Here is a 22066-nt window from a genome sequence, read left to right as displayed (position 1 = left end):
CCCCTATGCCAGATGCCCCAGCTCGTGCGAGGCCGCGGTCACCGTGCTGTGCAGTTCACGGGTGACCTCGGCGAGGTGTTCCGGTGTGCCGAGGCTCTCGGGCAGGACGACGGAGACGGCGAGCGGCAGCGGGTCACCGGCCGCGAAGACGGGAGCGGCGACGGAGATGATGCCGGGGATGACACCGCTGTGCGTCACGACATGGCCCTGTTCGCGGACCTGTTCCCGTACGGCCGCGAGGCGCTCGTCCGTCCACTCGGCCTCCCTGCCGCGCAGCTCACCGCCGAGCACCTCGTCGGTGAGGCTCTCGGGCAGATGGGCCAGGAAGACCTGGCCGACGGATGAGGTGAGCAGGGGGAGAGTGGCGCCGACGCGCACGGTCAGGGGCAGCGGGCGGGTGCCGTACGCCCAGCTGACCACGATCGGGCCGCGGTCGCCCCAGACCGCGAGGTTGACCGAGTGGCCCGTGCGGTCGCGGAGTTGCATGGCGTGGCCGCCGGCCACCGCGACCTCGTTGGTGCGGCGCAGCGCCTCGGCGCCCATGCGGCGCATGGTGGCCCCGAAGTCGTAGAGGCCGGACGCGGGATCCTGCGAGGTCAGGCCGATGCGGCCGAGGCTGACGAGGTAGCGGTGCACCTTGCTGGGCTGCATGCCGCTGGCCTGCGCGATGGCCGAGAGGCTCAGCGCGCCGCCGCCGCCCTCCAGGGCCAGCAGGACCCGCATCGCGGTCTCGACGGACTGGATGCCCTGCCGTTCCCCGTTCTCCTTGGGGTCTGTCGTGGTCACGGCACCGCCCTCTCCCCTGCCGGTGGTGGAACGCGATCAGCCTATCGACGCGACAGGCCGGTCAGCGTCTTCAAACGGATCTTACATTCACTATTGCGGAACGCGTTACGTTCTGGTGAACTGCGAATCGGTGGCGCTCACCGCCACCGCCCCGGCTGCTCCCCCGCCGCACCGACGGCCCCGCTCGCAGCCACCGCTGAGCCGCAAGCCGCCTTCTGTCAGCGCACACGCAGCGCTCCCCAAGTGCCCCGGTCACTCACCGACCCGCACCGCGTCCCACCCGCATCTCCCACCCGCATCTCCCACCCGCGCCTCCCCTCGCCACGCAGGCGATCCCCGAGGAGAACTCCGCAATGAAGCTGATCGGCCTCGAAGAGCACTTCGTGACCCCCGACCTGGTGGGCCACGGCGCGTCCACCGCCTCCATCGCACAGCCCCAGGCCTGGGCCGAAGCCTCCCGCCGGCTCCTCGACCTCACCGAGGAACGCCTCGACGACATGGACGCGGCAGGCCTGGACATGCAGGTGCTGTCGCTCAACTCCCCCGGGCTCCAGGCGGAGAAGGACCCGGCCGCCGCCGTACGCCAGGCGATCACCGTCAACGACTTCCTGACCGGCGTCATCGCCGAACACCCCGACCGCTTCTCAGGCTTCGCCGCCCTGCCCCTGCAGGACCCGAAGGCCGCCGCCGACGAGCTGGAACGCGCGGTCACCCAGCTCGGACTGCGGGGCGCCCTCGTCAACGCGCACACCCACGGCCGGTACCTCGACGACCCCGAGCTGCGTGTCGTCTGGGAGCGTGCCGAGCACCTCGACGTACCGCTCTATCTGCACCCGGCCAACGGCGTCGACACCGCGCACGTTCTCTCCGGCCACCCCGAGCTCGTCGGGCCGATGTGGAGCTGGGGCGTCGACACGGCCACCCACGTCCTGCGGCTGATCTTCGGCGGCGTCTTCGACGACTTCCCGGGCGCCAAACTGCTGCTCGGCCACATGGGAGAGGGGCTGCCGTTCGTGCTGTGGCGCATGGACTCCCGCTGGGACTTCCACGCCCACCACGGCATCGAACTGAAGCGGGGCCGCCCCTCTGAGTACATCCGGCACAACCTCTACATCACCACCAGCGGCGTCTGCTCCGCCCCACCGCTGCTCACCGCGCTGCTCTCGATGGGCGCCGACCACATCCTCTTCGGCACCGACTACCCCTTCGAGGACATCGAGACGGCCACGAAGTTCCTGCGGAACGCGCCGATCAGCGACGCCGACCGCCAGAAGATCGGCCACCAGAACGCCGAGAAGCTGCTCGGCCTCTCCCCGACGCCCGCCCCCGCACCCGCGTACGCCCGTGTCTGAGGCACCGGACCGGAAGGGCACGCACATGTACGACGTCGCCGTCATCGGGTACGGACCCGTGGGCATGGTCACGGCGGCACTGCTCGGGCAGGCAGGCCATGACGTGATCGTGCTGGAGCGCTACCCCACCCTCTACAACCTGCCGCGCGCCGCCATCTTCGACGACGAGACGATGCGGACGTTCGACCGCCTGGGCATCTCCGAGACCCTGCTGCCCACGCTGCACGTCCAGCGGAACTACGAATGGCGCAACGGCGCGGGCGAGTTGCTCATCGAGCACGACTTCGCCGCCGTCGGCGGCCAGGGCTGGGCGGAGTGGTACATGATGTACCAGCCCTACCTGGAGGACACCCTCGACGGCCTGGTCCGAGGTCTCGGACACGTCCGGATCCGGATGGACTCCCGGGTCACCGGCCTCCACCACACGGATCAGGGCGTGGACATCCAGGTCGAGGGAGACGACGACGCCGTCTCCGCCCGGTACGTCGTGGCCTGCGACGGCGGCAACAGCTTCACCCGCTCGTGGCTGGGCGTCGGGCAGGAGGACCACGGCTTCTCCGAGCCGTGGATGGTCTGCGACTTCCGGCTGACGGAAGGCGGCGGCGCCGACATCCCCAAGGCGCGGCAGGTCTGCGACCCGAAGCAGCCGATATCGATCATCTCGCTGGGCCCGAAGCACCACCGGTTCAGCTTCATGCTCGACTCGGCGGACTCCTTCTCCGTCGAGCGGGAGCCCGACCGGGTGTGGGCGCGGGTCGCCGCCTACGTCGACCGTGCGCAGGCCGAGCTGATCCGTGTCGCCACGTACACGTTCCGCTCGCTGATCGCGGAGCGCTGGCGCAGTGGCCGGATCCTGCTGGCCGGGGACGCGGCCCACCAGATGCCGCCGTTCCTCGGGCAGGGCATGTGCTCGGGCATCCGGGACGCCCAGAACATCGCGTTCAAGCTCGACGCCGTGCTGCGCGGCGCCGACGACGCGCTGCTCGACACCTACCGGAGCGAACGCGAGCCGCATGTCCGGGCCATCATCGCGAAGGGCATCGAGCTGGGCCGGGTGCAGACCATGCGCGACCCGGTGGCCGCCGCCGAACGGGACGCCCGGCTGATCGCGCAGCGCGAGGCGAACGGGCGCCCCGAGAAGATGCGGTTCCCCGGACTCGGTCCGGGTCTGCACGACGCGTCCCCGCAGGCGGGGCAGCTCATGCCGCACGGCCGGGTCGAGTCGCACGGCACCGAGGGGCTCTTCGACGCCGTACTCGGCCGTGGCTTCATCCTCCTCGTCGACGGCCGCGAGGGCGCCTCCCTCGACGCCTCGGCCATGGCGGAGGCCGCCCGGCTCGGCGTCGCCGTCCACCACCTCACCGACCGTCGCCTCACCACGGAGGGGTTCACCGATGTCGGCGGCGTCTACGGGCGCTGGTTCGACGAGACCGGCCGCGCCGCCGTTCTGTGGCGGCCCGACTTCTACATCCTCGGCACCGCGGACACCCCCTCCGGCGTCCCGGCGCTTCTCAAAACCCTTGCCACAGCAGTCGAGCCCGTGCAGGCTCCTGCCACCGTCGGAGAAAGGATCCGGCCATGACCGCTCCCTCTGCCATACGCCCGCGAGTCAGCAAAGTGCCCGCGAACTCCTTCATCCTGGTCGCCGCCTGGATCGTCTCCTCCCTGGAGGGCTACGACCTCGCCGTGTACGGCGTCACCGTCCCCTCCATCCTGGGTGACCCCTCGCTCGGCATCGACAAGGCCGAGGCCGGCACGATCGGCTCGCTCGTGGGCATCGGGATGCTGATCGGCGCGGCCTTCGCCGGAGCTCTCGTCCACCGCACCGGCCCCCGTCGGCTGCTGCTCGCCGGGACCACCCTGTTCACGCTCGGCATGGCGATCTGCACGATCGCGGGCGGTGTCCCGTCCTTCGGCACCGGACGCCTGATCGTCGGGCTCGGCCTGGGTGTCGTCCTGCCGACGATCAACGCGTACGTCGCCGACCTCAGCGACCCGGGCCGCCGCAGCCGCAACGTCGCCCTCATCATGAGCGGCTACGCGGCCGGCGCCCTGCTCTCCCCCCTGCTCGGCACCGCCCTGCTCCCGGACGTCTCGTACCGCTGGCTGTATGTGATCGGTGTGATCCCGGTGTTCCTTGCGATCCCGCTCGTGCTCCGGCTTCCGGAGAGCCCGTTCCACCTGCGTCGCACCGGCAGCGCCGACGAGGCGCGCGCGGTGGAGGAGAGACTCGGGCTGACGCCCGCGGACGACGCGCCGACAGCGGACCCGGGTCGCTGGCTGGGCCTCGGCTCGCTGCTGACCGGTGGCCTGGCCGTGTCGACCGTCCTGTTCTGGGCCATGTCCTTCTGCGGACTCCTGCTGGTCTTCGGCATCAGCACCTGGCTGCCCAGCATCATGCAGGCCGCCGGCTTCTCCCTCGGCTCGGCGCTGCTGCAGACGGCGGCGATGTGGCTGGGCGTCGGTGTCGGGGCCATCGTCGGCGGTCGGATCGCGGACGCGCTGGGCGCCAAGCGGGTCGTGGTCGTCGCGTTCCTGGTCGGCACGGTCAGCCTGATCGCGATGAGCACCCGGCCGCCGACGGCCGTGATGTTCGTGCTCATGTTCATCAGCGGCTTCGGGTTCATCGGTTCGCAGATCCTCGGCAACGCGTTCATCGTGACCCGGTACCCGGACGCCGTGCGCGGCAACGGCCTCGCCTGGGCCCTGTCCATCGGCCGGTTCGGGGCCATCGTCGGCCCGTCCCTGGGCGCGTTCGTCCTCAGCTCGGGCGCCGACATCGAATGGGCCTTCTACGCCTTCGCCGTCCCCGCCCTCGTCGGGGCGTTCGCGGCGGGCGCCGTGCCTCGGGTCCGGCCGGCGGCCGCGTAACCGCTTCGCTGGTCTACGAGTCCTGGAGCCGGCGGGTCGTCTTCGACTCCGGCACCGCACGGGACCACGTCCCGTGCGGTGCCGCATCCCGCACTTCAAGGTGACGGCACCCGGCTTCCGCCCACGTCCCGAGGAAGGAGTCGTGGATGTCGTCGTGAGGGGTTGACGGAGTCGTGTGGGGCGGTCACCTTCGACAGCGGATCGTGACGGGAGCGCTCCCACGCCCCGCTGTCGAAGGGATGGTCCACCATGCAGACGCCTCGCCCCTTACCCGGTACATCCGGCCGTGTGTCCCGGAGGGCCTTCGTCGCGGGCGCCGCCGCCAGCGTCGTCACCGCCGTCGCCTCTCCCACCTGGGCGGCCGCCGACGACGCGCGGGCCCGGTTCCATTCGGTGGGCCGGGTCAGACGGGCCGCCGACGGGACGGTCCAGTACAGCTGGCCCGGCGTCTGCTTCGAGGGGCGCTTCCGCGGGACCGGCGTCGGCATCGTCCTCGACGACGCCGACAACGACTACGACGTCCAGATCGACGGGACGACCGCCGCGACCCTGGTGACCCCGGGCCGGACCGTCTCCTGGCTCGACGGGCTCCCCGACACCGAGCACCGGGTACGGCTGGTCAAACGCACCGAGAGCCCCTGGACGGCCGGGCGGTTCGGCGGATTCGTCGCGGCCCCGGGTGGCGTGATCCTCGCCAGACCCCGGGCGCGGAGCCGGCAGATCGAGTTCATCGGTGATTCGTTCACGGCCGGGTACGGCAATGTCTCCGGCACGCGGGACTGTTCGAGCAATGGCGGGGTCAACCGGAACAGCAACGCCGATCTCACCTTCGGCGCCCTGACCGCGCGAAAACTCGACGCCGACTTCCAGATCAACGCCTTTTCCGGTCTCGGCATGGTCCGCAATTACAACGGAACCAACGCGGGCGCCGACTTTCGCACGTACTACGACCGCGCCCTGCTGCATATCGAAGGCGACGTCTGGCGGAAACCGGATTCCTGGCATCCGCGGGTCGTCGTCATCGGCCTGGGCATCAACGACTTCTCGACGCCGCTCAATCCCGGCGAGCGCTGGACGACCGAGGGGGCGCTGGTCGCCGCGTACGAGAGCGCGTATCACGGCTTCCTCGACAAGCTGCGCGCCCGGTACGGCCCCCGGACGTTCCTCGTGGTCGCCGCCACCCGCCTGGGGAACACCACCGCGTTCGCCGAGGCCACCCGGCGGATCGTCGAGGAACGGAGCCGACGGGGCGACGACCGGGTCAGCCACTGGTACTACGACGATCCCGGTCTGGATTTCCTGGGCTGTGACTGGCATCCGTCGGTCAACGACCACCGGATCGTCTCCGGACTGCTCGACGAGTTTCTGGCGGGCCTGCCGCTGCGCTGGTAACCGGCCGGGCCTGGGTTCTGTGCGTGTTCTCAGGCCGTCAGCGGCTGCCCGGGCGTCAGCGCGTCGAGGAGGCCGGCGTGGTGGAGTTCCGCGATGGGGGCCAGGAGGTCGGGGTGGCGGAGTAGGGCGGCTGCCCGGCGGTCGTTCTCGTCCGGGGTGAGGAGGCGGCGGAAGGCGGCCGCTGAAGCGCCGGTGTGGCGGTGGGCGGTCGGGGTGGTCACCGCGGTCACGGCTTCGCGGGCCAGGTCGGGGTTGGTGAGCAGTCCGGCCGCCCAGCTGGCGAGGACCTCGTCCACCCAGGTCCGCCAGGCGTAGTCGTCCGGTGCGGGGATCTCGTCGGAGCCGGTGACCCAGTCGAGCCTGGCGGAGCCGCCGGGTCCGGCGACGGCCACGAGTGCGGCGTCCATCGGCGTCGGGTAGCGCAGCCAGGCCGCCACCGTCACGGCCTGGTGGGCCTGTGCCGCACAGAGCGCGGCGTCCAGGGCGCCGCCGCCCGCCGGGTAGGCGCGCGTCAGCCACTGAGTGGTCGCCGCTATGAGGGGGGAGAGTTCCGCGTGCAACTGGGCCGTCCGTGGGTACTGGGGAGCGCACAGAAAACGTAGCCGGGTGCCGCCGGTCCGGAAATAGCGCGGGCCACGGAAAGGACGTGTCCTCGGCCACATGGCCCGTCGACCCGACCACCAAGGGATCAATGCGCCGGATACGGAGGGGGAGGAGTTTCACTGACCTCCGCGAGAGCCCGCCCGGGACCGACGGCCGGGACACGTGGAAAGGAGAGGGAAATGGGACACGGCGGAGATGTGGTCGAGGAATTGAAGACCGACCACCGCGAAGTGGAGGAACTCTTCGGAAAGATCGAGCAACTGCCGTCCGGGAATCCGCAGCGCAAGGAATACGCGGATCTGGTCACCATCGAACTGGTACGGCACTCCGTCGCGGAGGAGGCGTATCTCTACCCGGCGGTTCGTGAGCACGTTCCCGACGGTTACCCGATCGCCGAGCGGGAGCTGGCCGACCACGCCGAGGCCGAGCGCACCATGAAGGAACTGGAGCGGTGCGAGGCCGACGACCCCGAGTTCGACCAGCTGATCACGCGGCTGATGGCCGAGGTGCGGCAGCATCTGCGGGACGAGGAGAACAACCTCTTCCCCCGGCTGCGCAGGTCCTGCTCCGCCGACGTACTGAACGAGCTCGGCGAAAAGGTCCGCATGGCCAAGAAGACGGCCCCCACCCGCCCGCACCCGGCCGCACCGTCCAAGCCTCCGGCCAACAAGCTCCTCGCCCCCGGCCTCGGCCTCGTCGACCGCATGCGCGACGCGCTGACCGGGCGCGGCAAGAGCTCCTGACCGGCCGCCGTCTCAGCTGCGGGCAGTCGTGCCGCTGGGGCGATGGGGGAGGGTGGGCGCGGCGGCACGTCGTAGCGCCGAGTTGCGCAGCCCGCCCTCGCCCAGCCCCAGCTGCCGAGGGTCCTGTGGCTAGGGTGGTGGGGCGAGGTTGCGGTGGTAGAAGCGGCGGTAGGCGCGGACGGTGGGGCCGTCGGCGGCGGACCAGAGGTCCTTGGCCACGGGGCGCATCCAGCGCAGGATGGCGAAGTCCGCGTCGTGGTTGCGGCGTACCAGGCGCCAGATGAAGGCCGCCCAGAGCCGGTTGACCGGCCACAGCAGCCAGTCGGGGCCCAGTTTGCGGACGATCAGGCCCCAGGTGGCGATCGTCACGCCGGGGCGTACGGGGCTCACGGCCGCGACGAAGGCCATCGCGGGTGGGGTCTCGGCGGGTTCCGGCCCCCGCTGGGGAGTGACCAGGGCCGTGGTCGGGTTCACCAACGAGGCCAGGGCGTACGGGCGGAAGTGGTGGATGCGGGTGCTGTCCGGTTCGGCGGGCTGGATGCGGAACGAGAAGTGCCGGCCTTCGTCGCGGAGGATGACGGAGGTCATCCGGCGGCCCGGGCTGTGCGTGCAGGGCCAGTGTGCGACGTCGGTGACGTGCTCGCTGATGGGGAGCAGGTTCGTGTGGCAGACCAGTACCCGGCCCGCCAGGTGCATATGGCGGCGCCGGTCCTCGGCGAAGTCCAGGCCGGTCAGCGACTGTGCCGGTCCCGGTCCGTGCCAGAACCAGATGATGCCGGCCCGTTCGGTCACCGGGAGGCCGCGCTGCGCGGCCCGCGGCGGGATGCGGTCCGCTCCGGGGATCTTCCGGCAGATGCCTTCCGTGTCGAACTCCCAGGCGTGGAAGCCGCAGGCGAGGTGTTCCCCGCTGACCTTCCCGCAGCGGCTGAGGTCCGCCCCCATGTGGCAGCACTGGCTGTCGATCATGCCGAGCTGCCCGTTGTCGGTCCGGAACAGCGCGTACTGCCGGCTCATGTACGTCACCGGGACCACCTCGCCGCACGAGAGGTGGCTGCTGAAGCGGGCGAAGTACCAGCCGACCGGAACGCGTTCCTGCTCGTCGCCGACGGCGGGCAGGAGGCGGTGGTCGAGCTCGCGGTCGTAGGGGCGTGTGCGGCCACGCCGGAGCCTCATGCGGTGATCTCCTCCTCGTTCACGGGGCGGACCGGTGTCGGGCCGGGTGCCGTCCAGGTGTAGGCGTTCGGGTCGAAGTGGTTCAGGTGGTGAAGGAGGTGGCCGGTGGACCAGGGCCAGCAGAAGGTGTTGCGTCCGCTCGGGCCGAGGTAATAGCTGCTGCAGCCGCCGGAGTTGTAGACGGTGGTGCTCAGCGCGTCCTGGACGGCGGCGTTGAAGCGGGCCTGTACGGCGGGCCGTACGTCCAGGGCGGCCTTGTCCGCGGTGCGCAGGTGGGCCAGTGCCGCCGTGAGGTGGGCGAGTTGGCCCTCGACGACGGTGAGGGTGGAGGTGGAGCCTGTCAGTACGTTCGGACCCAGCAGCAGGAAGAGGTTCGGGAAGCCGCTGACGCTGGTGCCGAGGTAGGCCTGGGGGCCGTCGTCGCCGTCCCAGCTCTCCTGGAGCGTACGGCCGTGCGTGCCGTGCACGCTCCGGGCCAGCGGCAGCTCGCCGATGTGAAAGCCCGTCGCCAGGACGATCACATCGGCCTCGGCCTCGCTGCCGTCGGCGCCGATGAGCCGGTTTCCGTCCACCTCGGCCAGGGCGGTCGGGTGGAGCCGGACGTGGGGGCGGGACAGCGCCGGGTAGTACGTACTCGATGTCAGCAGCCGTTTGCAGCCCAGCCGGTAGTCCGGCGTGAGCGCCCGGCGCAGCCCCGGGTCGCGGACCGCCCGGCGCAGATGGGCCCGTGCGGCGGCCTCCACCGGCCGTACGAGCCGGGGGTGGCGGAAGGCGTAGCCGAGGCCTTCCTGGACGCGGTACTGGGCGGCCCGCAGGACACGTTGGGCGCCCGGCGCCCGCAGCCGGCCGGGGAGGCCGTGATCCGGCTTGGGCAGCAGCCAGTGGGCGGTGCGCTGGAAGACGTGCATCTCGGCGGCCTGCCCCTGGATCGCGGGGACCAGCTGTACGGCGGAGGCTCCGCCGCCGATGACCGCGATCCGCCGGCCGGTCAGCCGGACCGAGGAGTCCCAGCGGGCGGTGTGCACCACCGGGCCGTCGAAGTCGGTCAGTCCCGGGACCTCGGGCCGTCGTGGGCGTCGCCAGGGGCCGGTCGCCAGGACGAGTACGGGGGCGCTGTACGGGCCGTCGTTCGTCTCCAGGTGCCAGCGCCGTTCCCCGTCGTCCCAGCGGGCTTCCCGCACCTCGACGCCGTGGCGCAGTGACGGGCCGATGCCGTGCCGCCGTACCATCGTCCGCAAGTAGTCGTGGATCTCCCGCTGTTCGGCGAAGACCCGGCTCCACCGCGGGTTCGGGGCGAAGGAGTAGCTGTACAGCGAGGACGGGACGTCGCACGCGCATCCCGGGTAGGTGTTCTCCCGCCAGGTGCCGCCCACCTCGGGTGCTCTCTCCAGTACCAGGATGTCCTGGTAGCCCTCCTGGCGCAGCCTGATGGCAGCGCCGATCCCGGAAACCCCCGCACCCACCACGATGATCTCTGCGTTCGCCACACCCTCAGTGTGGAAGGCGGCGCGACGCCGCCGTCAGGGCGTGAACCGGCATGGGCGGGGAGCGCGCGGAGCATACGCGGAAGCGGCCCGCCCGCACGGACGAGCGGACGAGCGGCTTCCGCGTACGTGTCTCAACGCGCGGAGTACGTGTCTCAGCGCGCGGAGCGGGCGATGTCGGCCATCACCTCGACGGTCCGGTCGAGTTCGGCCTCCGTGTTGTAGTAGTGCGGGGAGAGCCGTACCAGGGGGTGGACGTCTCGGTTCTCCGTGTCGAACTGGTTGTGTTCGGGGACCGTGGTCGTGACGTTGATGCCGTGCCGGGCGAGCGCGGTGGCGACCTCGGGCGCGGGCAGGCCGTCGACCTTGGCGGTGACGATGGCGCACTGGTGGGCGCCCAGGTCGTGGGTGGTGACGCCGGGCAGGGCGTCGAGCCGGTCGCGGAGATACGCGCCGAGCGCGACGGCTCGCTCGCCGATCCGGTCCAGGCCCAGGTCGAGGGCCTGGCGTACGGCCGTGTCCAGGCCGAGGACGTCGGCGTAGCTCTTCTCCCAGGTCTCGAAGCGCCGGGCGCCGGGGCGCCAGGTGAAGCCGCGCTCGCCGTCCCAGGCGGCCGACTCGATCTCGCAGACGTACGGGTCCAGGTACTCCAGCGCCTCGGGCCGCACCCACAGGAAGCCCGTTCCGCGCGGGCCGCGCAGGAACTTGCGGCCGGTGCCGGTGAGCAGGTCGCAGCCGATGGCGGCGACGTCGACGGGGAACTGGCCCACGGACTGCGTGGCGTCCAGCAGGAACGGCACCCCGGCGGCGCGGGTGATCCGGCCGATCTCGGCGGCCGGGTTGACCAGACCGCCGCTGGTGGGGACGTGGGTGATGCCGACGAGCCTGGTGCGCTCGTCGATCAGGTCGGCCAGGGCGGCGGTGTCGAGCTGTCCGGACTCGTCGTCCGGGACGACGACGATCTCCGCGCCGGTGCGCCGGGCGACCTGGAAATAGGCGAGCACGCTGCTTCCGTACTCGTTCCGGCCGGTGAGGATGCGGTCGCCCGGCTTGAACGTCATCGCGTAGAACGCGGCGTTCCAGGCGTGGGTGGAGTTGTCGAACAGCGCGACCTCCTCGGGCCGCCCGCCCACCAGTCGGGCGAGGCCCGCGTAGGTGGCGTCGATCCTCTCCTGTTCCTGCCGCGCCGCCTCGTAGCCGCCGATGGCGGCCTCCAGTTCCAGGTGGGCGGTGACGGTGTCCAGGGTCCGGCGGGAGAGCAGGCCGGCTCCGGCGTTGTTGAGGTGCACGCGGTTGGCGGTGCCCGGGGTGTCCCGGCGCAGGGCGTCGATATCCATGCCCACAGCCTTCCCATGCGTCACCACTTGGTGAACTGGGCCCGGCCCGGCTGCCGGTGATTACGGCCATGCGGCTCTCTTGTCACCCACGGACGAACACCGGCCCCACAGGACTCATCTCCCGCAAACAGAACGGCGATCGCCCCGGCCCGCCCCTCCCCCGCTGCCATATTCGAAGGCACCTTCGGAGGTGGCTGTGACGCTAGAGGTGACGACATCCCGGGCAAGGCAGTCGGCGGAGCGGGCGGTGACACGCGTGCCCGACCCGACAACCGCTGCCCCGACCGCCGATCCGGCCGCTGCCCCGACCGGCGGCCGCACCGTCGATCGCATCGCCGACCTGGAGAGCCGTCGGGCGCGGGCGGTCGGCCTCGGCGGTCCGCGGCGGCGTGGTGAGTACGGCGCCCGGGAGCGGATCGATCTGCTGCTGGACGCGGGGTCGTTCACCGAGACCGGGCTGTTCGTGCGGGCCCGGCCCACCGGGGACGGCGCCCACCGGCCGTACGGCGACGGGGTGGTCACCGGGCACGGGACGGTGGACGGCCGCCAGGTCTGCGTGTTCGCCCAGGACTCCACGGTCTTCGGCGGCAGCATGGGCGAGGCCTTCGGCGAGAAGACGCTCGCCCTGATGGACCTCGCCCTGAAGACCGGTTGTCCGGTCGTCGGGCTCAACGACGGCGGTGGCGCCCGTATCCAGGAGGGGGTCACCTCGCTCGCCCTCTACGCCGAGCTGGTCCGGCGCAATGTACGGGCGTCCGGGGTGATCCCGCAGATCTCGGTCGTCCTCGGGCCGTGCGCCGGCGGGGCCGCGTATTCGCCCGCCATCACCGACTTCACCGTGATGGTGGACGGCGCCTCGCACATGTTCGTCACCGGGCCCGACGTCATCGAGACGGTCACGGGTGAACGCGCCGACGCCGAGGAGCTGGGCGGCGCCCGTACCAGCAACACCGTCAACGGCAACGCGCACTTCCTCGCCGCCGACGAGGTGGACGCCCTCGACACCGTACGGGACCTGCTGTCGTACCTGCCCGCCAACAACCTGGAGCGGCCGCCGCAGTACGCGCCGGGGGCCTCGCCCGACGGCTTGTGCCTCGACACGGTCGTGCCGGACCGGCTCGGGCAGGCGTACGACATGCGGGACATCCTGCGTGGGGTCGTGGACGACGGTGAACTCCTTGAGATCCAGGAGCTGTTCGCGCCGAACATCATCTGTGCCCTGGCTCTCATCGAGGGCGCTCCGGTCGGGGTCGTCGCCAACCAGCCGCTGCACGCCGCCGGGGTCCTCGACATCGACGCCTCCGAGAAGGCGGCGCGCTTCGTACGGTTCTGCGACGCGTTCGGGATCCCGCTGCTGACCTTCGCCGACGTCCCCGGCTATCTCTCCGGGGTCCCTCAGGAGCAGGCCGGGATCATCCGGCGGGGCGCCAAACTGCTGTACGCGTACGCCGAGGCGACCGTCCCCAAGGTCACGGTGGTGGTGCGCAAGGCGTACGGCGGCGGGTACGCGGTGATGGGGTCGAAGCACCTGGGCGCCGACATCAATCTGGCCTGGCCCACCGCGCGCATCGCCGTCATGGGCGCCGAGGGCGCGGTCGGCGTCCTGCACCGGCGCGAACTCGCCGCCGCGGCCGACCCCGAGGCGCTGCGCGCCAGCCTCGTCGCCGCGTACGAGAGCACCCACGGGACCCCGTACCTCGCCGCCGAGCGCGGCTACGTCGACGCCGTCATCGCCCCGCGCGACACCCGCTCCCACGTCTGCCGCGCCCTGCGCGCGCTGCGCGGCAAGCGCGCCCCGATGCCGGAGCGCCGGCACGGCAACATCCCGCTCTGATCAACCTGATCCATTGATCAACCTGAGGAGCCATGCCCGAATGGAAAGCCGCCCCCCGCTCGCGCCCGCGTTCCGCAGTCTGCCGGAGTACGTACGGCACTGGGCCCAAACGACCCCCGACCGCCGCGCCTTCACCTTCGTCGACCATCCCGCCCCGCACTCGCGCGGCGTCCACCGCACCCTGACCTGGCGACGCCTGGACCTGCGGGTGCGGGCGCTGGCGGCCCGGCTCGCCGAGGAGGTCGAGCCGGGGGCGCGGGTCGCGGTGCTGTGCCCGCAGGGGACGGAGTACGTCACCGCGTTCCTCGCGGCGCTCGCCGCCGGCCTGGTCGCCGTACCGCTGTATCCGCCCGGTCTGCCCGGACACGGCGACCGGCTGTCGGCGGTCCTGGCCGACGCGCGTCCGGCGGCCGTCGTGGCGACGGGCCACGGCCTCCATGAGGTACGGGAGTTCTGCGCGGGCGGGGCTGCTCGGTCACTGCGGTTCCTCGCCGCCGATCTCGTGCCCGACGCCGCCGGTGACGGTTGGCGGCCGCTCGGGCCCGACGACACCGCGGTCGCCTACCTCCAGTACACGTCCGGCTCGACCCGTACCCCGGCCGGTGTGGAGATCACCCACGGTAACGTCGTCGCCAACGCCCGCCAGGCGCTCGCGGCTTACGGTGCCGACGCGCATCCGGTGACCTGTGTGGGCTGGCTGCCGCTGTACCACGACATGGGGCTCGTACTGAGTGTCGCGGCGCCGGTGGTGCGGGGGGTGCCGTCGGTGCTCATGGATCCGGGCGCGTTCCTCCAGGAACCCGTGCGCTGGCTGCGGTTGCTGGCCGCGCACCCGCGTGCGGTGAGCGCTGCGCCCAACTTCGCCTACGACTACTGCGCGTCGGCCGTCACCGAGGCCCAGAAGGTGGGCCTTCGGCTGGACGGCGTCGCCGCGCTGATCAACGGCAGCGAACCGGTCCGCCCCGGGACTGCCGACCGGTTCCACGCGGCCTTCGCCGCCCAGGGCCTCGTGCCGGAGACCCACTGCCCGTCGTACGGACTCGCCGAGGCGACCGTCTTCGTCAGCGCGGCGCGGCCCGGGGAGCCGTTGCGCCGGTTCGCGCTCGACCGGGACGCCCTCGCCGCCGGGAAGGCCCTGCCCGCACGGCCCGACGATCCCCGGGCCGTGCTGCTGGCCGGCTGCGGCACTCCGGCGGGGCAACGGGTCCGGATCGCCGATCCCCTGACCCGCGCCGCCCTGGCCGAGGGCGAGGTCGGCGAGATCTGGGTCCAGGGACCCAACGTGGGGCGGGGCTACCGGAACCAGGACCGACAGACCCGGCACGTCTTCGGCGCGACGTTCGCCGGGGACGCGGCAGGTACCGACGGGACGAGTGGGCCGGGCGGTGCGGTGGAATGGCTGCGCACCGGTGACCTCGGGGTGGTCCACGACGGGCAGTTGGTCGTCACCGGGCGGCTCAAGGACCTCATCGTCGTCGACGGCCGCAATCACTATCCGCAGGACGTGGAGGCCACGGTCCAGGACGCTCATCCGGCGGTGCGGCGCGACCGGCTCGCCGCGTTCGGGACGCCGGGCGCCGCCGGTGAGCGGGTGATCGTCGTGGCGGAGCACGTACGGACCACGACGCCGGCCCGGCTCGACGTACCGGCCCTGGTGCGGGCCGTCCGCGCGGCGGTCTCGGCGCGGCACGGGCTGCGGCTCACCGATGTCGTCCTCGTCCCGCCGGGCACGGTGCCCCGGACGTCCAGCGGCAAGGTGTCGCGGGCGCTGACCCGTGAGCGGTATCTGGCGGGTGCCTACGCGGCGGCGGGGGACTCGGCATGAGGGCCGTCGGAAGAGTCGACGAGGGTGTGCTGCGGCGGCTGGTCGCCGAGCGAGTGGCCGCCTGGCACGGCACGGCCGTCGAGGACGTTCCGCTGGACCGGCCGCTGGCGGATCTCGGCATGTCCTCCCGGGACGCGATCGCCCTGGCCGGGGAGCTGTCCCGTGCCACGGGCCATGCACTGCCGGCGACGCTGCTGTGGGAGGCGCCGACCTGCGAGGCACTGATGGCTCGACTGTGCGGTACGACGGCGGAGGTCGCTCCACCGGTCTCCGCGGCCCCTTCCCCGATCGTGCAGGGCGAACCGATCGCGGTCATCGGCGTCGGCTGCCGGCTGCCCGGGGGTGTGCACGGCCCCGGGGACTACTGGCGGCTGCTGAGCGGGGGCGTCGACGCGATCCGGCGGGTCCCGGAGGACCGGTGGCGCGACTTCACCGCGTTCCCGCCTGCCGACGCGCTTCCCTACGGCGGCTACCTCGACGACATCGCCGCGTTCGACGCGGACTTCTTCCGCATCACGCCGCGCGAGGCCGCGGTGATGGACCCGCAGCAGCGGATCCTGCTGGAAGTCGTCCACGAGACGCTCGCCCACGCCGCCGTCCCGGCCGTCTCCCTCGCCGGTACCGCCACCGGTGTCTTCGTCGGGGTCTCCGCGCCCGAGTACGGCTCGCTCACCGGCGCGGACCCGGCGGCCGTCGATCCCTGGGCCCCGGCGGGCGGGGCGCTGAGCGTCGCCGCGGGCCGGGTGTCGTACGTACTGGACGCCCGGGGGCCGAGCATGGCGGTCGACACGGCCTGTTCGTCGTCGCTGGTCGCGGTGCATCACGCCTGTGTCAGCCTGCGCACGGGCGAGAGCGACACGGCGATCGCCGCCGGGGTGAACGTGCTGCTCTCCCCCACGGTCACCGTCGCGTTCCGGCGGGCGGGCGCGCTCGCCCCGGACGGGCGGTGCAAGCCGTTCTCGGCGGCGGCCGACGGTATCGGGCGCGGCGAGGGATGCGCTGCCGTGCTGCTGAAGCGGCTGTCCGACGCCGAGCGGGACGGCGACCGTGTCCTCGCCGTCATCCGCGCCACGGCCGTCAACTCCGACGGCCGCTCGGGCGGCCTCCTGGCCCCCAACCCGGCGGCCCAGCAAGCCCTCCTGACGACCGTCTACGCGCGAGCCGGTCTCTCCCCCGCGCACATCGACCACGTCGAGGCGCACGGCACCGGCACCCCGCTCGGCGACCCGATCGAGGCGGGCGCGCTCGCCGGCGTGCTCGGTGCGGGCCGCGACCCCGACCAGCCGCTGCTCCTCGGCTCCGTCAAGGGCAACCTCGGCCACCTGGAGTCCGCCGCGGGCATCGCCGGACTGGTCAAGACGGTGCTCGCGCTGCACCACGACCTCATCCCCCCGTCCCTGCACTGCGGCGAGGGCAGCGCCCTGGACGACGTACGGCTGCGGGTGGTGGCCGAGTCCGAACCATGGCCCCGCTACGGCGGTACGGCCACCGCCGGGGTCTCCGGATTCGGCTTCGGCGGCACCAACGCCCATGCGGTACTGGAGGAATGGCGACCCGGCGCCCTGTCGCCGCCGCCCCCGGCCGAGGAGCCTTCGGCCCGCCTTCACCTCCTCTCCGACGTCGACATCGCCCGTCTCCGGGACACGGCGGGGAGGCTCGCCGACTGGCTCCGGACGCCCGAGGGATCCGCCGCGCACCCCGCCGACGTGGCCCGCACGCTCGCCGGACGCGCCGGGCGGGGGCCGGTGCGGGCCGCGATCGTCGCCCGGAGCGGCGCCGAACTCGACGACGGTCTGGGCGAGTTGGCGCGCGGACGCCCGCACGCCCGGGTGCTGACCGGCGACCGGGATGTCATCGGGCGCGGCCCGGTGTGGGTCTTCTCCGGGTACGGCAGCCAGTGGGCCGGCATGGGGCGTCGACTGCTGGCCGAGGAACCCGCCTTCGCCGCCGCCGTGGAGAAGCTGGACGCCCAGCTCGCCCCCGAGTGCGGTCTGTCCCTCTACGACCAACTGGCGTCCGGCGAGGACCTCGATCTCGATCGCCTGGAGCGCCTGGAGGTCGCCCAGCCCGTCCTGTTCGGGCTCCAATTGGCGCTCGCCGAGCTGTGGCGGGCGTACGGCGTCGAACCCGCCGCCGTCATCGGCCACTCCCTGGGCGAGGTCGCCGCGGCCGTGTGCGCGGGCGCCCTGGAGGTACCGGACGCGGCCCGCGTCGTCGCCGTACGGGCCCGGCTGCTGAGCGGACTGCTGGGCGGCGCGATGGCGGTCGTCGACCTCGACGACACCGAACTCTCCGCTCTGGAACGGGACTTCCCCGGCGTCCACGTGGCCGTGCACTCCTCGCCCGGCCAGAAGGTGGTCACCGGCGAGGAGGCGGCCGTGGCCCGGCTGGTGGACCGGCTGGAGCGGGAGGGGCGAACCGCGCGCTCGATGCGGGTCGTGGGTGCCGGGCACTCGCCCCAAGTCGAGCCGCTACTGGCGGAGTTGACCGATGCGCTGAGCGACATACAAGGTGTCCATCCTCGCGTCCTGGTCTACTCCACCGTCCTGGACGACCCGCGCGGCGACTGTGTCTTCGACGCCGCCCACTGGGCCGCGAATCTGCGACGACCGGTACGGCTGGACCGGGCCATCGCCGCGGCCGCCGCCGACGGCCACACCACGTTCGTCGAGATCTCCCCCCACCCGGTCCTCACCCGCGCCATCACCGACACCGCGCCCGGCTCCCTCGCCCTCGGCACACTGCGCCGGGACGGCGACGAGGCCGCCGAGTTCCGCACGGGGGTGGGCACGTTGTACGCCGCGGGTTTGCGCCTGCCGATGCCGCCGGGGCGCGTCATCGACCTGCCCGCGCCTCGGTGGCGGCATGTGCGGCATTGGTGGACGGATGGGCGAGGGGCGAGAGCCGAGGGGACGGGCGTGCCGGGGATGCCGGTGGCGGGGGTTCCGTGGACGAAGGCCGACAGGGCGGGGGCCGGTGTGGCGGCGGTCGGTGTGGCCCGGGCCGACATGGCGAAGTACGGCCGCGAGATGGCGACCGGCATGACGCAAGCCGAGAGGACGGAAGCCGGCGTGGCGGAAGCCGACGCGGCGCAAGCCAACGCGGCGCAAGCCGACGTGGCGGACGACGCCTCGATCGCCGCCCGGCTCTGTCACCACATCAGCGCCGTCACCGGCCACCCGCCCACCCGTGTCACACCGGCCTCCGCCTTCGCCGAACTCGGCCTGGACTCCTTGATGGCCGTCCGCATCCGCACCGCCCTGGAACGCGATCTCGGCATCGAGGTCGCCCTGCGCGACCTGCTCGGCGCCGCCACCGTCGGGGAGACGGCCGCCCGCATCCAACGGGCGCTGCCCACGACGTCGGCCCCGGCCCACGGCATCCGGAACACACCACCACCCGCGCGGACAACCAGCCCCGAGTCCCCGCTGCGCCCCCTGCTCACCACCACCTCCGGCTCCCACCCTCCGCTCTTCCTCATCCACCCCGCCGGCGGCACCACCGACGTCTACCGGACCCTCGTCGACCGGCTCGGGAACGCGCGGCCGGTCCACGGGCTGGAGCGGCTCGACGAGGCTCGAACGGTGACCGAGAAGGCGCGCCGCTACGCCGAGACGGTCGCCGCCGTCCACCCCGACGGGCCCTGTCTGCTGGGCGGTTGGTCCTTCGGCGGCTTCGTCGCCCAGGAGACCGCGCGGCAGCTCACCGCAGCCGGGCGGGACGTGGAGCTGGTGGTGCTCATCGACTCCGTACGGCCCCTGCCCCGGCGCGGTGGCTCGCAGGCCGACCGGATCCGCGCCCACCTCACCGGCTTCGCCCGCCACGTCTCCGACACGTACGGCGTCGAACTGTCGCTGCCGTACGACGAGTTGGTCGCGACGGACGACGACGGCGAGCGCATCGACCTCGTGCTGCGGGCGCTTCGCGAGGCCGCCGACGTACCGGCCGCCGTCCTGGCCCACCAGCGCTCGTCCTACCTGGACCTGAGGATCGGTGAAGCCCACCGGCCCGGTCCCCACGACGGGCGGGTGTTCCTGTTCCGTGCCTCCGAGCCCGCTCCGCACAGCGTGCGCGACCCGGCGTACGAACGGGACGACGAGGCGCTCGGCTGGGACGCGGTGTGCCCGAGCCTGACGGTCGTACGAGTCGCGGGGCACCATCTGTCGCTGCTCGACCCGCCGTACGTCGACGAGCTCGCCGCCCGGCTGCGGCGGGAGCTCGACGCGAAGACCCGCTGACCCGACCCGAGGCCCGATCCGAGGAGAGCCGCCATGTCCCACCCCGTCACCGGAGTGTCCCGACGCACCGTCACCAAGGCCGCGACGGCCGCCGGTCTGGCCGCCCTGTTCGGCGCCACGACCACCACCACCGCAAGAGCCGCCGGTCGAGCCGTCACCGCTCAAGCCGTCACTCAGCTCGGCCCCCGCACCCTGGACGTCTCCGTGCCCTCCGCCGCCCTGGGCCGCAGCGCGCCCGTACGGCTGATCCTGCCGTCCGGCTTCGACACGCGGCCGGGGCGGACGTACCCCGTGCTGTACCTCCTCCATGGCGCCCACGACGACTACACGTCCTGGACCCGGGAGACGGACATCGAGGCGTTCACCGAGGGGCGGGACCTGATCGTGGCGATGCCGGACGCGAGGCCGACCGGCATTCCCACGGCCTGGCGCAGCGGCCCCGACTACGAGACGTTCCAGCTCGGCGAGGTGCCCACGCTGCTCGCCCGGGAGTACCGGGCGTCCGGTGTCCGGGCCGTCGCAGGGGTGTCCACCGGCGGCTACGGCGCCATGGCACACGCGGCACGGCACCCGGGGACGTTCGCGGCGGCCGCCTCGTACAGCGGCATCCTCGACACCACGGCCCCCGGGGTGCCCACCCTGATGGACGCCATCGTGGCCCGCGAGAACCTGGCGCCCCTCTCGCTGTGGGGCAACCCGATCCTGAACCTCCTCACGTGGCGCGACTTCAATCCGAGGTCCCGCGCCAAGGGGCTGCGCGGCACCGCCCTGTACGTGTCCAGCGGGAGTGGAGTGGTGGGCGGCATCGGTGACTGGCTGCCCGAGGCGCTGGAGAGCGCGTTGTGGCCCTCCGCCCATGCCTTCACCGACACGCTCGCGCTGCTGCGTGTCCCGGTGACCACGCACTTCTACGCGGGCGGAGGGCACAGCTGGGCCTACTGGAAGCGGGAGTTCGCCGCGTCGTGGCCGATGCTCGCCCGTGCGCTGGGGGTGCCGGAGTGAGGCCGGTGCCGTCGGGGCACGGAACGGAGCGCAGGGGACGTCCGTCCAACACGGGACTTGCCCCTCGCCCCACGGGCAACAACAGCCCGCGGGTGAGCCGTCTCCGGGTGAAAGGAGCGTCCGCCGTGGCTTCGCCCACCCCGCACGGCGTACCGGACGGCCCCGGCGCCTCCCCGGTCCCGCCCGAACTCGCCAAACCGCTCCGCGATCAGCTGGAGTCGGTCGCCGACGAGGTCGAGGAGGAGGTGCGCAGACAGGTCCCGGAGTACGCCCGGCCGGCCGACGGGGCGTATCGCGAGCATCTCCGATCGGGGGTCGTCCAGGCCCTGACGCTGTTCGTCGACCACATCGCCGATCCGCGCGGCCAGGGCGCCGCGATCACCGCGACGTACTACGAACTCGGGCGCGGCGAGGCCCTGGAGGGTCGCGGCCTGGACGCGCTGCAGTCCGCGCTGCGGGTCGGGGGGCTGCACGCCTGGCGGCTGATGGGGCGTACGGCGGAGGAGCTCGGCCTGGACTCGGCGGTGGTGGCGGCGCTGGGCGAGCTGGCGTTCCGGACCGTGCACGAGGTCGCCGAGGCGGCCGCCGCCGGATACGCGGAGGCGCAGCTGCGCAGCGCGGACGAGTTGGAGCGGCGGCGCAGGCGGCTGCTCGACCTGTTGCTGGACGAGGGGCCGGTGTCCCCGGAGGCGGTGCGGGACCTGGCGCACGGCGCCCGCTGGTCGGTGCCGGGGCAGGTCGCGGTCGTCGCGCTGGCGGCCACCCCGGACCAGCGGGAGGAGGAGTGGCCGTTGGCGGCGGCGGGGGCGCTGGTGGACATGGAGTCCCGGCCACCCCGGATGCTGGTGCCCGACCCGGACGGCACCGGGCGGTTCGGCGGCCGGGCGTTCACCCTCGCGCTGCGCGGCCGGCCTGCGGCGATCGGCCCGACGGTCCCGCTCACCGAGGCCGCCCGGTCGCTGCACTGGGCCACCCGGGCGCTGGGCCTGATGGGCCGTGGCATCCTCCCCCGGCAGGACGTGGTGCACTGTGCCGACCATCTGTCGACCCTGCTGCTGCACAGCGACGAACCGATGCTGGCCCATCTCCGGTCGCGCGCCCTCGCTCCGCTCGACGCGGTCTCGGAGGGGCAGCGCGGGCGGCTCGCCGAAACCTTGTCGGCGTGGCTGCTCAGCGGCAGCAACGTGCCCGATGTGGCCGCCCGTCTCCATATCCACCCGCAGACGGTCCGCTATCGCCTGCGCCAGCTGGAGAAACTCTTCGGTGACGCACTGCACGATCCCGGCACCCGCCTCGATCTCATCCTCGCACTCACCTCGGAACAAAAAGGCGAGGAATTCCTGAATTCCCGTCCATAACACCAGACCCGCTTACGCGAATACGTTCGGGACGTCCTTTTCCACAGGCGCCTCTTGCGCCCCACCCG

At 72.6% G+C, this 22066-nt stretch carries 15 protein-coding genes; 10 read left to right on the top strand and 5 right to left on the bottom strand.

Annotation, left to right across the window (positions count from 1 at the left end):
* Nucleotides 1-3: 3 nt before the first annotated feature.
* Entirely contained in the window at nucleotides 4-786 is a 783-nt protein-coding gene (locus F3T56_RS08545; protein WP_149824088.1) for an IclR family transcriptional regulator, read from the bottom strand.
* A gap of 353 nt (nucleotides 787-1139) precedes the next feature.
* Between F3T56_RS08545 and F3T56_RS08540 the strand changes: the two genes are divergently transcribed.
* The 4 genes from F3T56_RS08540 to F3T56_RS08525 all read left to right on the top strand — a co-directional run bounded on the left by F3T56_RS08540 (nucleotide 1140) and on the right by F3T56_RS08525 (nucleotide 6401).
* Nucleotides 1140-2138, top strand: coding sequence for an amidohydrolase family protein (locus tag F3T56_RS08540; RefSeq protein WP_149824087.1), 999 nt, complete (start codon nucleotides 1140-1142; stop codon nucleotides 2136-2138).
* Nucleotides 2131-3720, top strand: coding sequence for a bifunctional 3-(3-hydroxy-phenyl)propionate/3-hydroxycinnamic acid hydroxylase (locus tag F3T56_RS08535; RefSeq protein WP_246203494.1), 1590 nt, complete (start codon nucleotides 2131-2133; stop codon nucleotides 3718-3720). Before F3T56_RS08540 ends, F3T56_RS08535 begins: the two co-directional genes overlap by 8 nt.
* On the top strand, nucleotides 3717-5009 hold the full coding sequence (locus F3T56_RS08530; protein ID WP_149824086.1) for an MFS transporter: 1293 nt from the start codon (nucleotides 3717-3719) through the stop codon (nucleotides 5007-5009). The genes F3T56_RS08535 and F3T56_RS08530 overlap by 4 nt, the downstream gene beginning before the upstream one ends.
* Before the next feature lie 249 nt (nucleotides 5010-5258).
* Nucleotides 5259-6401 (top strand): SGNH/GDSL hydrolase family protein, encoded by a 1143-nt coding sequence (locus tag F3T56_RS08525; RefSeq protein WP_149824085.1) that lies wholly within the window; start codon nucleotides 5259-5261, stop codon nucleotides 6399-6401.
* 29 nt (nucleotides 6402-6430) lie between these two features.
* On the opposite strand, the gene F3T56_RS08520 is transcribed toward F3T56_RS08525, so the two are convergent.
* Nucleotides 6431-6961, bottom strand: coding sequence for a hypothetical protein (locus F3T56_RS08520; RefSeq protein WP_149824084.1), 531 nt, complete (start codon nucleotides 6959-6961; stop codon nucleotides 6431-6433).
* A 222-nt stretch (nucleotides 6962-7183) separates the two neighbouring features.
* On the opposite strand from F3T56_RS08520, the gene F3T56_RS08515 reads away from it, so the two are divergent.
* Entirely contained in the window at nucleotides 7184-7747 is a 564-nt protein-coding gene (locus F3T56_RS08515) for a hemerythrin domain-containing protein (RefSeq protein WP_149824083.1), read from the top strand.
* A 129-nt stretch (nucleotides 7748-7876) separates the two neighbouring features.
* Here the strand turns inward: F3T56_RS08515 and F3T56_RS08510 are convergent, their stop codons facing one another.
* From F3T56_RS08510 to F3T56_RS08500, 3 genes are all read right to left on the bottom strand, one after another.
* Nucleotides 7877-8920: a Rieske 2Fe-2S domain-containing protein gene (locus F3T56_RS08510; protein WP_149824082.1), complete on the bottom strand. Its 1044-nt coding sequence runs from the start codon at nucleotides 8918-8920 to the stop codon at nucleotides 7877-7879.
* Nucleotides 8917-10407 carry a flavin-containing monooxygenase gene (locus F3T56_RS08505; RefSeq protein WP_246203493.1) on the bottom strand — a complete coding sequence of 497 codons (1491 nt, stop codon included), beginning with the start codon at nucleotides 10405-10407 and terminating at the stop codon, nucleotides 8917-8919. The genes F3T56_RS08510 and F3T56_RS08505 overlap by 4 nt, the downstream gene beginning before the upstream one ends.
* A 152-nt stretch (nucleotides 10408-10559) precedes the next feature.
* On the bottom strand, nucleotides 10560-11741 hold the full coding sequence (locus F3T56_RS08500; protein WP_149824081.1) for an aminotransferase class V-fold PLP-dependent enzyme: 1182 nt from the start codon (nucleotides 11739-11741) through the stop codon (nucleotides 10560-10562).
* A gap of 256 nt (nucleotides 11742-11997) precedes the next feature.
* Here F3T56_RS08500 and F3T56_RS08495 point away from each other — a divergent pair, with 256 nt between their 5' ends.
* The 5 genes from F3T56_RS08495 to F3T56_RS08475 all read left to right on the top strand — a co-directional run bounded on the left by F3T56_RS08495 (nucleotide 11998) and on the right by F3T56_RS08475 (nucleotide 21998).
* Complete coding sequence (locus tag F3T56_RS08495) at nucleotides 11998-13575, top strand: acyl-CoA carboxylase subunit beta (protein ID WP_425473551.1); 1578 nt, start codon at nucleotides 11998-12000, stop codon at nucleotides 13573-13575.
* A 40-nt stretch (nucleotides 13576-13615) separates the two neighbouring features.
* Nucleotides 13616-15400: a fatty acyl-AMP ligase gene (locus tag F3T56_RS08490; RefSeq protein WP_149824080.1), complete on the top strand. Its 1785-nt coding sequence runs from the start codon at nucleotides 13616-13618 to the stop codon at nucleotides 15398-15400.
* Nucleotides 15397-19638 carry a type I polyketide synthase gene (locus F3T56_RS08485; protein ID WP_149824079.1) on the top strand — a complete coding sequence of 1414 codons (4242 nt, stop codon included), beginning with the start codon at nucleotides 15397-15399 and terminating at the stop codon, nucleotides 19636-19638. The genes F3T56_RS08490 and F3T56_RS08485 overlap by 4 nt, the downstream gene beginning before the upstream one ends.
* 33 nt (nucleotides 19639-19671) lie before the next feature.
* Nucleotides 19672-20640, top strand: coding sequence for an alpha/beta hydrolase (locus F3T56_RS08480; protein ID WP_149824078.1), 969 nt, complete (start codon nucleotides 19672-19674; stop codon nucleotides 20638-20640).
* Between the two features lie 125 nt (nucleotides 20641-20765).
* Nucleotides 20766-21998, top strand: a complete 1233-nt coding sequence (locus tag F3T56_RS08475) for a PucR family transcriptional regulator (RefSeq protein ID WP_149824077.1) — start codon at nucleotides 20766-20768, stop codon at nucleotides 21996-21998.
* Nucleotides 21999-22066: the final 68 nt, after the last annotated feature.

It is taken from the genome of Streptomyces tailanensis (genome assembly GCF_008386495.1).
GTDB lineage: Bacteria > Actinomycetota > Actinomycetes > Streptomycetales > Streptomycetaceae > Streptomyces > Streptomyces tailanensis.
Note: the sequence above shows the minus strand (reverse complement) of the source record. Positions and strands in the feature narration are given on the sequence as shown.